The organism is Sandarakinorhabdus sp., assembly GCF_031422795.1.
Classification (GTDB): Bacteria; Pseudomonadota; Alphaproteobacteria; order Sphingomonadales; family Sphingomonadaceae; genus Sandarakinorhabdus.
In genome coordinates, this window is sequence record NZ_JANPML010000029.1 from 1 (window position 1) to 12,629 (window position 12,629).

At 63.5% G+C, this 12,629-nt stretch carries 3 protein-coding genes; all 3 read left to right on the plus strand.

Annotated features, from left to right (window positions below; translation table 11 throughout):
• The first annotated feature begins 87 nt into the window (after nucleotides 1-87).
• Nucleotides 88-10,125, plus strand: a complete 10,038-nt coding sequence (locus RMO81_RS01335) for a cadherin domain-containing protein (protein ID WP_310473926.1) — start codon at nucleotides 88-90, stop codon at nucleotides 10,123-10,125.
• Nucleotides 10,126-10,256: 131 nt separating this feature from the next.
• Nucleotides 10,257-12,122, plus strand: a complete 1,866-nt coding sequence (locus RMO81_RS01340) for an alpha/beta hydrolase (RefSeq protein WP_310473927.1) — start codon at nucleotides 10,257-10,259, stop codon at nucleotides 12,120-12,122.
• Between the two features lie 223 nt (nucleotides 12,123-12,345).
• Nucleotides 12,346-12,612: a hypothetical protein gene (locus tag RMO81_RS01345; RefSeq protein ID WP_310473929.1), complete on the plus strand. Its 267-nt coding sequence runs from the start codon at nucleotides 12,346-12,348 to the stop codon at nucleotides 12,610-12,612.
• The last annotated feature ends 17 nt before the right edge of the window (nucleotides 12,613-12,629 follow it).

Below are 12,629 nucleotides of genomic sequence, written 5' to 3' on the forward strand. Positions count from 1 at the left end.
ATCGCGCAGGTCGATTTCGCCGCAGACGGCTCCACCGCCACCATCGTCGGGCTCGGCAGCCAGGCAACGCACCTTGGCACGACCACGGTGCAGAACGTCGAACAGCTTGATTTCTTCATCGAGCAAGCGGGCGGCGGCCAGATACCGAACGGTCAGTATGTTGGCGTCACCTTCGATATCTACGTCGGGCCGATCACGTTTTCACCCTCTGCCAATGTGGATTTCGCCCAGGTTGGCGGCTCGGAACTCGGCGACACCATCAGCGTGACTGCCCTCTACCCGAGCGTTCTCACCAGCGTTCGGATCGACGTCACCGGCGGCCGCGGCAACGATATCATCACTGGCCACGCCGGCGACAGCTACATCCGCGGCGACGGCGGAAGCGACACAATCGATGGCGGCGCTGGCACTGATTATGTGCAGTTTATGCTGCCAGCCGGAACGATTGGCTCGCTGCGCGTGATCGATGATCCCGCCAATGCCGGGCTTTTGCTCGTGCAGCTGGTCGATGGTGCTGTTGTCACTGATCTTTATAGTGTGAACGTGACCGCCAGTGGCGCCGCAACGGTGACCGGGCTTGGCAGCCTCGCCGGCCAAGGCACTGATACGGTCACCAACGCGGAAGAGCTGCATTTCTTCGTGGATCAGAGCAGCGGCGGGCAATTTGCCGGCGTCAATCTCGTGGTGCGGACCAACCCCGGCTCGACACCCCCTTATGCTGGCGGTTCCGACGCACCTGATCTGATCAACCTCGAAGCGCTGTTCGGCAGCGGCAGTTCCAACGCCGGCGGCAACCGCGGCAACGACACCATCATCGGCAGCGCTGGCACCAATTACATTGTTGGCGGCGGCGGCAACGACAGCATCGATGGCGCTGGCGGCTATGATTACGCCCAGTTCATGCTGCCGTTCGGGACCACTGGCACGTTGCAGGTGGTCGACGATCTGGCCAACCCCGGCAAGCTGCTGGTGCAGTTGGTCAGCGGCGGCGTCACCACCGATCTTTACCGTGTCACCCCGATCAGCACGGGTTCCGCAACGGTGGAAGCCCTGGGCAATCTGGGGCTGCAAGGCACCGATACGGTCAGCAACATCGAAGAACTGCACTTCTTCGTTGAAAACACCAACAACGGCCCGTTCGTCGGCATCGATCTGGCCGTTCGGGTCAACCCTGGCTCGTCACCACCCTTTGCGGGCGGATCGGTTGTGGACGACATGATCGACCTTGGCGCCCTGTTCGGCGCTGGCGCATCCAACGCCAACGGCAACCGCGGTAACGACACCATCATCGGCAGCGCCGGCAACAATTTCATCGTTGGCGGCGTCGGCAACGACACGCTGCTGGGCATGGGCGGCAACGACAATTTCGAAGGCGAAGCCGGCAACGACAGCGTAGACGGCGGCGACGGCACGGATTTTATCCGCTATGTCCTGCCTGCCGGTACCACTGGCACGTTCAGCGTGGTCGATGGTGCTCTACCCGATACCTACATCGTCCGGCGCACCCTTCCCGCAGGTGCCGGCATTGAAGATATTGTCACCATCACCGTGGCCGCAGATCGCAGCGCGACAGTCACCGGTTTCGGCATTGCGGCATTCATCGGCACTGATACCGTTGCTAATGTCGAGCGGCTGGAATTCTTCGTCAACGGCGGCAGCTTCACCTCGCTCAACTTCGGGACGACCGCTTTCCCGGCCAATGGCCCCAACTCGGCGTTCATTCAGGGCGGCATCTTTGCCGATACCATTGATGCCGCCAGCTTTTTCCCGGCGGCAGATGCCAACACCCGCATCAACATCAATACTGACCGCGGCAACGATGTGGTCACCGGCCATGCTGGCGCCAACAGCATCCAGGGCGGCGCGGGTGATGACACGATCCTTGGCCTTGGCGGTGTCGATCAGCTGACCGGCGGCGCTGGCAGCGACACGATCGAAGGCGGCGACGGCAACGATCAAGTGATCGGCGGTCTTAACGGTGGCAACGCCGCCCAACCCGGCGATGGTGCCGACGTGCTGCGCGGCGGGGCGGGCAACGATCTCCTTCGCGGCGGCGACGGTAACGACCAATTGTTCGGCGACGACGGCGACGACAATCTGCGCGGCGACGCTGGATCCGATTTGTTGGACGGCGGTGCCGGCTTCGATTTTGTCTCGTATTTCTCCACGAACGAACTGGCCGGTATCACACTTGATTTCAGCGCCATGACCCTGGGTGCGGATTTTTTCCTGACCGATGCGTCAGGCGCAATCGACACGCTGCGCGGCATCGAGATCCTCGGTATAGGCGGATCGAATTTCGATGATGTGCTGCGTGGCAGCGAGTTTCTTCCGGCCAGCGGTGGCACGATCCCTGGTATCAATCGCCAGCAAGCCCAACAGATTTTTGGCAATGCCGGAAACGATCTCCTGGTCGGCGGCGCCGACACGGACCTTCTGGATGGCGGCACCGGCAACGACACCATCGACGGCCGTGGCGGTAGCGACCTGGCGACCTATAACTTCGGCGGCGTCAATGAAATTACCAACGTGGCGCTCGTCACGTCCGGCGTCACCTTCACGGCTGCTGCCATGTCCGGCACTGGCTCCACCATCCAGATCGATGCCGGCGTTCTGGGCATCGACACTTTGACCGGCGTCGAAGGATTGTCGGTTACCGGCAGTGGTTTCGACGACAGCCTGACGGGCAGCGGCGGCAACGACGTCATCAACGGCGGCGTCGGCAACGACAGCCTTAACGGCGGTAACGGCGACGACCAACTGCTTGGCAATGCCGGCAACGACAGCATCGACGGCGGCGCTGGCACCGACACTGCGCGGTACAGTGGCAATCGCGCTGATTATACCGTCGCGCGCCAAACCGACGGCACCCTTCGCGTGACCGATTTGCGCGCCAATTCTCCGGAAGGCAGCGACACGCTGAGCAACGTCGAAACGCTGCAGTTTGCTGACATCAGCGCCGACACATCGACGTTCATCCTGACGCTTGTCGGCACTGAGGGTATCGACAATCTGACCGGTTCACCCGGAAATGACGTGATCAGCGGGCTTGGCGGCAATGATCGTCTTGTTGGCGCGGGCGGGTCGGACACGATTGATGGCGGCGACGGCAACGACACGGTGGTCGGCGGCTTCAACACCTCGTTCGGCCCGCAACCCGGCGACAGCGCCGATATCTTGCGCGGCGGCAATGGCAACGATGTCATTCGCGGCGGCGACGGCGATGATCAGCTGTTCGGCGATGACGGCGATGACAATCTGCGCGGCGACGCCGGATCGGATTTGATGGACGGCGGTGCCGGCAGGGATTTTGCCAGCTATTTCTTCACGGCGGCTGTGGCCGGCGTGAATGCCGATTTCAGCGGTTTGACGCCGGGCGTCGATTATCTGTTTGCCGATCCGTTGGGCGGTACCGATACCATCCGCAACATTGAATTCCTGGGCATTGGCGGTTCGAACTTTGACGATGTGCTGCGCGGCAGCGAGTTTGCTCTCAGCTCCGGCGGTATCATTCCGGGGGTCGATCGCTCACCGGGAAACCAGATGTCGGGCAACGCCGGCAATGACAGTCTCACTGGCGGCGCCGATTTTGATCTGTTGAGAGGCGGCACCGGCAACGATTTCATCGATGGCCGCGGCGGCTTTGATTTGGCGATCTACGATTTTGGCGACATCGACGAAATCACCGGTGTTCCGCTGGCCACCTCGGGCGTCACCTTCTCCGCCGCTGCAATGGCCATCCCGGGGGCAGCGGTACAGATCGAAGCTGGCGCGCTTGGCACCGATACGCTGGTAGGCGTCGAAGCGTTCCAGGTGAACGGCACCAACTTCAACGACAGCCTGACCGGCAGTGGCGGTAACGACGCTATCAACGGCCTTGCCGGCAACGACAGCATCAACGGCCTTGGCGGTGACGACTATCTGACCGGCGGAGTCGGCAACGATGCCATCGATGGGGGCAGCGGCAGCGATACCGCCCTCCTCGGCGGTGTGCGCACCGATTACGACGTCGTGCGGCTGCTCGATGGGTCGGTGCGCGTCACTGATCTGCGCATCACCGGCACCACCGACGGTCAGGACACGCTGACCAGTGTTGAAAATCTGCGGTTTGCTGATGGCACAACCATCGCGATCAGCGCGGCCAATATCGGCACCGAAGCCAACGATGTGCTGACCGGCACTGCGGCTGCCGATACGATCTACGGCGGCTTTGGCGACGATTATCTGCGCGGCGGCGAGGGCAATGATCTGCTGATCGGCGGCGCTGGCAACGACAGTTTTGACGAAAGCACCACGGCGCTGGGTGACGACACCATCGACGGCGGCGAGGGCAATGATCGGATTGTCGATTTTTCCGGCACCAACATCATCCGCGGTGGCAACGGCAACGATCTGATCGGCGGCACTGGCACACTGTTTGGCGGGGCCGGCAACGACACCTTCCTCTATCTGGCGGCAGGGTCTTCGGCTGACACGCTGTCCGGTGAAGCCGGTGCAGACGTGTTTGTGATCATTCCGGTCGAGGCCAATTTCGGACTGGACCGCATCACCGATTTCGACACTTCGGCGACCGGTGATCTTATTGCCGTCCACTTCCTTGTTGATGAAATGATCGGCTGGACCGGCGGTTTTGCCTTCCAGATGTTCAGCCTGGGCTATCTGCGCTTTGTGCAGAACGGCAGCGATGCCACCTTGCAGTTCGATCGTGATGGCAGTGCGGGTGCGGGCTTCGGCTTTGCCGATCAATTGGTCCTGTCCAACCAGGGCGCAACCGCCCTGTCCACGCTGCAGAACCGTGTCACCCTTTATGCGTCCTCTTCGGGCGGCACCGTTGCGGCCGATGTGATCAACGGCAGCAACGCCGATGATCCCGCGATGCGTGGCCACGGCGGCAATGATGTCATCAACGGCCTTGGCGGCAACGATTTCATCGAAGGCGGTCTTGGCAACGACACGCTTGACGGCGGCGACGGCAATGACGCCATCGAGGGCGATTACGGCGAGAAGCCGGTCGGCGGCAACGACAGCATCGCGGGCGGTGCCGGCAATGATCGGCTGTTCGGTTCTGCTGGCGACGACAGCTTAGACGGCGGTGCGGACAATGATGTCATCGCTGGCGGCGCCGGCCGCGACGTGCTGACCGGCGGCACCGGTGCAGACATCTTCGTTCTCGAACCGTCAGCCGGCGCCGTTTTGGCACTGGCCGATCAGATCACCGATTTCTCGGTGGCGCAGGGCGACCGCTTGCAGCTTGGCCCGGGCCTGGGTTTTGCCGATCTGACGATCGTCAACGACAGTGGCAGCGCGGTTATTTCCATCACGGCAACCGGCGCGTTTCTTGCGGCGCTGGCCAATGTCGATGCAGCCACGCTCACGCCTGGCCAGTTTGTTTCGGAAAGCGGCGTCTCCAAGCCGGCCGATGCCAACGCGGCCGCCAACAGCGTTGCTGAAGGCGCAGACGCTGGTCGCCCGGTGGGCCTCACCGTCGTCGCCACAGCTGCAACCGGCCCCAACCCGACCTACGCCCTCTCCGACAGCGCGAACGGACGTTTTGTCATCGATGCCGTCACCGGTGTCGTCACCACGGGTGCAGCGCTCGATGCCGAACAGGCGGCAAGCTACATGATCACCGTGTTCGCGCTTGGTGCCAATGGTGCGCAATCCAGCCAGAACTTCACCATCGCGGTCACCGACGTCAACGAATTCGCAGTTTCGGCCCCGGCCGATGTTGATGCCGCGCTCGACCAGATCAACGAAAACACCGCCATCGGCAGCAGCGTTGGCATCACGGCATCGGCCAGCGACGCCGATGTCACCACCAACGGCGTCACCTACAGCTTGTCCGACGACGCTGGTGGGCGGTTTGTCATCGACACGGCGACCGGCGTGGTTACCACGGCGGCCGTGCTCGATGCCGAACAGGCAGCCAGCCACCAGATCACTGTCGTCGCCACCAGCGCCGATGGTTCAGCCACCAACAGCAATTTCACCATCGCCGTCACCAACCTCAACGAGGCTCCTGAAATCACCAGTGGCGGCGGCGGCGCGGCTGCAGCCGTGCAGGTGGCAGAACGGACCACTCTGGCGGCCACCTTTGCGGCAAGCGATCCGGATGCGGGTGCAACAATCACCTGGTCGATCACCGGCGGAGCCGATGCGGCGCTGTTCACGATCGACGCTGCAACGGGTGCGCTCAGCTTTACGGCGGCGCCGGAATTTGCCGTTCCGCTCGATGCCAATGCTGACAATGTCTATGACGTTGTGGTGCGCGCGTCCGATGGCAATTTGTTCGACGAACAGGCGCTGGCCATCACGGTCACCGATGCCGCCGAAAGCTTCACCGGAACTGCCGGCAATGACGTGTTCGCGGCCAGCGATGGCAGCGATTGGACCGTGTCGGGCCTGGGCGGCAACGATACGCTGTCGGGCAACAGTGGCAACGACAGCATCTTCGGCGGAACCGACAACGATTTGCTCGCCGGCAATGGCGGCAACGATCTTCTCGACGGCGGCGATGGCCGCGACACCGCAAGCTATCGCACCGCGGCGGCCGGCGTTACGGTCAGTCTGGCAATCGCGACGGCCCAGGCCACCGGCGGGGCCGGCACCGACACGCTGACCGGCATCGAAGATCTGATCGGATCGGACTTCAACGACAGGCTGACCGGCGACAGCGGCAACAACACGATCGAAGGCGGCGAAGGCGATGATATTCTGGATGGCAGCTCGGGCGTCGACACGCTGAACTATGCCAACGCAGGCGCGGGCATCACGCTGACGCTGGCGACCACGCTGGCCCAGAATACCGGCGGCGCCGGGACCGACAGCGTCCGCAACTTCGAGAATATCCAGGGTTCGGCGTTCGATGACACGCTGACGGGCAACAGCAGCGCCAACCTGTTCGACGGCGGCGCTGGCAACGACACATTGGATGGCAGCACCGGCACTGACACGGTCAGCTATGCGTCGGCAGGTGCCGCGGTGACCGTGAGCCTGGGCTTGCAAGGCGCGGCGCAGGACACCGGCGGCGGCGGGGTCGATACGCTGCTGAACTTTGAAAACCTCACGGGCTCAGGCTTCGACGATGCGCTGGCCGGCAACGCCGTCAACAACATCATCGACGGCGGCGATGGCATCGACACGGTCAGCTATGCCGAAGCGGCTTTGGGCATCACGGTCGGGCTCGGCATCGCCACCGCGCAGAACACGGTGGGCGCTGGCAGTGATACGCTGCGCAGCATCGAGAACATCACCGGTTCGGCATTCAACGATACGCTTTCCGGCGATGCCGGAGACAACGCGCTGGACGGCGGCGGCGGCATCGACACCGTCACCTATGCCCGCGCAGCCTCCGCAGTAACGGTCAGCCTGGGCTTGCAAGGCAGCGATCAGAATAGTCTTGGCGGCGGGATCGACCTGCTGTCCGGGTTCGAGAATCTGACCGGATCGGCGTTCGACGACATGCTTGCTGGTGACGCTGGCGACAACGCGCTCGACGGCGGGCTTGGTCTCGATACGCTGAGCTATGCCGATGCTGCAGCTGGTGTGACGGTCAGCCTGGCGCTGACCACAGCGCAGAACACGCTTGGTGCTGGTACCGATACCATCCGCAGCTTTGAACGACTGGCCGGGTCGGCGTTTGACGACGCACTTACGGGCTCCAGCGCCGCCAATGTGCTGACCGCTGGTGATGGCAACGACACGCTCGACGGTGGCAGCGGCAACGACGATCTGGATGGCGAAGCCGGCGACGACGTACTGATCGGCGGGGTTGGCGACGACATCTTGCGCGGCGGCACCGGCAGCGACACTGCCAGCTATGCCAACTCGCTTGGCGTCGTTGTGGACCTCAGCCTGCTGGCCGCACAGAACACGGTTGGCGCCGGGCTGGACCAGTTGATCAACATCGAAAACCTGCTCGGCAGCACGCGCGCCGACACGCTCAGCGGGGACGCCGGGGCCAATATTCTCGACGGCAATGCGGGCACCGATACGGTCAGCTATGCCACCGCAGGCGCTGCGGTCACTATCAGCCTGGGTCTGCAGGGCGCAGCGCAGGATACCGGCGGCGCTGGTGTGGACACATTGCTGAATTTCGAAAACCTCACGGGCTCAGGCTTTGACGATACGCTGGCGGGCAACACGGCCACCAATATCATCGATGGCGGCGACGGCATCGACACGGTCACGTATGCGGCAGCGGCGGCGGGTGTCATCGTCGGGCTGGGGATTGCCGCTGCGCAGAATACGGTTGGCGCTGGCAGTGATACGCTGCGCAATGTCGAGAACATCACCGGTTCGGCATTCAACGACACGCTCTCCGGCGATGCCGGCGACAATGCGCTCGATGGCAGTGATGGCATCGATACCGTCACCTACGCCCGCGCGGCAGCCGGAGTCACGGTCAGCCTGGGCCTGCAGGGCGGCGGCCAGAACACGATCGGCAACGGGATCGACGTTTTGACCGGCTCCGAGAACCTCACCGGATCGGCGCTCGACGACAATTTGGCGGGTGATGGCGGCGACAACGCGCTCGACGGCGGGCTTGGTCTCGATACGCTGTCCTATGCGGCAGCTGCAGCCGGGGTAACGGTCAGCCTGGCGCTGACCACGGCACAGATCACGGTTGGCGCCGGCACCGACACGATCAGGGGTTTCGAACGGCTCGCAGGTTCGGGTTTCGGCGACGTGCTCACCGGCTCCAGTGCTGCCAACATCCTTACCGGCGGCGACGGTGATGACCGTCTGGATGGCGGCAGCGGCAACGATGATCTTGATGGCGAAGCCGGCGACGATGTGTTGATTGGCGGCGCTGGCGACGACACCTTACGCGGCGGCGCCGGCAACGACACCGCCAGCTATGCCACATCGCTGGGCGTGACGGTGGATCTGAGCCTGATCGGCGTGCAGAACACCATCGGGGTCGGGTTCGACCAGTTGATCGACATCGAAAACCTGCTGGGCAGCACGCGCAACGACACGCTCAGCGGTGATGCCGGGGCCAATATCCTTGATGGCAACACCGGCACCGACACGGTCAGCTATGCGACCGCTGCGGCCGCCGTGATCATCAGCCTGGGCCTGCAGGGCGGCGCGCAAGATACCGGCGGGGCCGGCGTCGACACACTGCTGAACTTCGAAAACCTCACTGGCTCAGGCTTCGACGATACGCTGGCGGGCAATTTGGCCGCCAACATCATCGATGGCGGCGACGGCATTGATACCATCACCTATGCTGCCGCGGTCGCCGGAGTGACGGCCGGGCTCGGCATTGCCACCGCGCAGGCCACGGTGGGCGCGGGCAACGACACGCTGCGCAATTTCGAGAATATCGTCGGCTCGGCGTTCAACGACAGGTTGTCTGGCGATGCGGGCGACAACATGCTCGACGGCGCGCTCGGCATCGATCTGGTGACTTATGCCCGCGCCGCCTCGGGCGTGACCGTCAGCCTCGGCTTGCAAGGCAGCGCCCAGAACACGGTGGGCAACGGTATCGACCTCCTCACCGGGTTCGAAAATCTCACCGGATCGGCGTTCGACGACATTTTGGCGGGCGACGCCGGCAGCAATTCGCTCGACGGCGGTCTGGGCATCGATGTGCTCAGCTATGCCAATGCCAGCGCGGGCGTGACGGTGAGCCTGGCAACGACCGCTGCGCAGAACACCATCGGCGCCGGCATCGACACGATCAGGGGCTTTGAACGGCTCATCGGATCGGCTTTCGATGATGTGCTCACCGGGTCGAGCGCGGCCAATGTGTTGACCGGTGGCGCTGGTGGCGACCGGATGACCGGCGGCGGCGGCGCAGACAGCTTCCGTTTCGAAAGCCTCGGCGATTTCGGTACCGGCGCGACGCTCGACCGGATTGTCGATTTCAGCCGGACGCAGGGTGACAAGATCGATCTTTCGGCGATTGATGCCGACACCGGTCTGGAAGGTGATCAGGCCTTTGTGTTCATCGGCAATGGCGCTTTCACCGGGCTGGCAGGGGAACTGCGTTACAGCCAGGCCGGCAGCGTGTTCTCGATCAGTGGTGATGTCGACGGCGACGGACTGGCCGATTTCACCTTCGATGTGACCGGGTCTGGCCTGACTCCGATCCAGCCCGTCGACTTGCTGCTGTGATCGGCGGGCTGGAAACAGCCCGCCCGTCGCCCTAACCCGTTGGCCATGTTCGATTGGCCCCATGATTGATTGGGGCTTGCCGCCGTGCGGCCAACGCGCATAATGATGTGGGTCGGTTATCGGGGGCGGTCATGAACCCTGACGCACGCTTTGCGCCAGCATTCCAACAGTTGATCGATGCGCCGGCCCAATCCCTGGCCGATTTGCAGGTGGATCCAGCCGGCTTTGCCGAAAGGACCCTTGCCGGGGAACAACAGCAGCTGGTTGCCAATTCGGCATTGTTTGATGAACGCATGCTGGCGTTCCTGCTGTTCGACGCTGCCGGCCACCGCGTGCCGTTTGAAACTCAGGCGTGGGCCCCCGCCGCAGCTGATTTTGCGGCGCTGGTGAAAAACGCGATTCAACGCAGCAGCAATCCACGCCTCATGGCCCTGGAGCAGGCTGGCGAGCAGACTGGCGAGCAGGCCGGTGGCCGCACTCTGCATCTTGTGTGGGCGCCGCTGGCGGAAACCGCTGGCTGGAATTTGCCGTCGCGGCTGCGAGCGCTGATCGAAAAATGCGGTTCTGGCCGGCTTGTCTTGATGACCGGCGGCGGCGATGAAGGCCCCATCGATGCCGCAGCACGCGGCTTCAATCTGACAGACCTTGAACGCCGCATCGTTGCGGCAGTGGTTCGCACCGGCAGCGCGCGCGACGCTGCGCAGCAGATCGGCGTGACCTATGGCACCGCCCGCGATGCCTTGGCCGATGCCGCGCGCAAGATGCGCCAGCCGAACATGCCGGCCATGGTCCACACGATCGTGGCAGCGGCCTTTGGCATCTTTCCCGATCAGACCGACAGTGCCGAATTGCTGTCAGACATGCTGCAATTGACGAAACGCCAGGCCCAGATCGCGCTGCTGGTCGCCACCGGCCTGTCCCGCGAGGAAACCGCGCGCGCCATCGGCGCCAGTGCAGCGGTGGTGAAGAAAGAACTTGCCGTGCTGTTTGCCCATCTGGGCCTGAGCAGTGCCGCCGAACTTGCCCGGCTGATCGTCGAAGTCCAGGCGCTGCGGATCTTCACCCGTTCCACCGACAGCGCGCCTGGCTTCCTCGATCCTGTCATTGAGCCCGCTCGCATTGCCGTGCGCCCCGGCGGCCGTGAAAGCATCGCGTGGAGCGATTACGGGCCGGCATCGGGACTGCCCGTGCTTGTGGTCCACAGCAATTGGGCGTGCCGCGCCGTCCCACGACCACTGGTGCGCGCTTTGCATGCAAAGGGCTTTCGGCCCATTGCCGTCGATCGCGCCGGGTTTGGTGCCACGCACCCCGGTCGCCTTTCGGCACAGGATCCCTATTCACAGTCGATCGACGACCTGCTGCAAATTCTTGATATGATGGGGATCGAGCGCACCGCCGTCGTTGCCCGTTGCGGGGCGCAGTTCGTCCATATGCTCAAAGCGCACGCGCCTGATCGCGTCGGCCCGGTGGTGCTGGTGTCACCCACACCGCAGACCAGTGCGGAGTGCCGACGCAACGGCGTGGCCGGCGCAATCAAGGAAGCCTTTTACCGCAGTCCAGCGCTGATCGAGTTGTTCTTCCGTGTCGTTTCGGCGCAGATGACGATCGAACGAATCGAAAATCTCACCCGGTCGATCGTCAAGGGCTCGGCGTGTGACGAAGCGTTGTGCGAAAATGCCGAATTCATTCGTGATCGTTTCCGCGCCTGCCGGCCCTTCGCCGCGGGCAACCTGGCTGGTGCAATCTGCGAAGAACGGGTCATCTCGCATGGGGGCTTCGATTTTCCGTCGATCGCGGTTGACGATTGGTGTGTGGTGCAGGGCGACGACGACATTCACAACGGCGTTGCCGATGTCGAACGCCATTGGCGGCCGATCCTGCCGAATTCACCGTTCTTGCGGATCGAAGGCGGCGGCCGGTTTTTGACGTCCAGCCACCCTGAAGCGATTGTCAACGTGCTCGAACGCCTGTGCAAGGGACAGATATTCCCGCTTTAAGGCGCTGTGACGGTCACCAAGGAGAGGTCGCTCCCAATCCCGCAGCCAATCCTGTCTCCCCGACCATCTTGTCCCTGGGGAAAACGACCTAGGGTTTGGGTGCTGCTGCCTGCCAGCGCCATTCCAGTGCCTGCAACTGCGGCGTTGGCGTCGGCGCGAGCAGCGCATAGGCGATGACATGCCGCGTTCGCACTGCCAGAGATATTCGCCCTCTAGTGCGCCCATGGCGCGCACGGCGGGCGGGGTGGGGCAATTGCCGGCCCTGGCCTTGATGGCCGCGATGTCGGCGTCGCGGTGGGCGGCGTCGCTGTCCATCATCAGGTTCATGGCCGGCGTGATGCTGGCGATGCTGCCACTGGTCAGCACCGTGTGGACCGGTTCTACCAACCGGGCCAACGCCGGCGACAATGGCACCGCGTCGGCTTGCACCAGCCCGGCATCGTTCATCGCGATCAGCGCATCCCACGCCGGCGCAGACGGGCCGGCATAGGTGCGATTGGTCAGCAC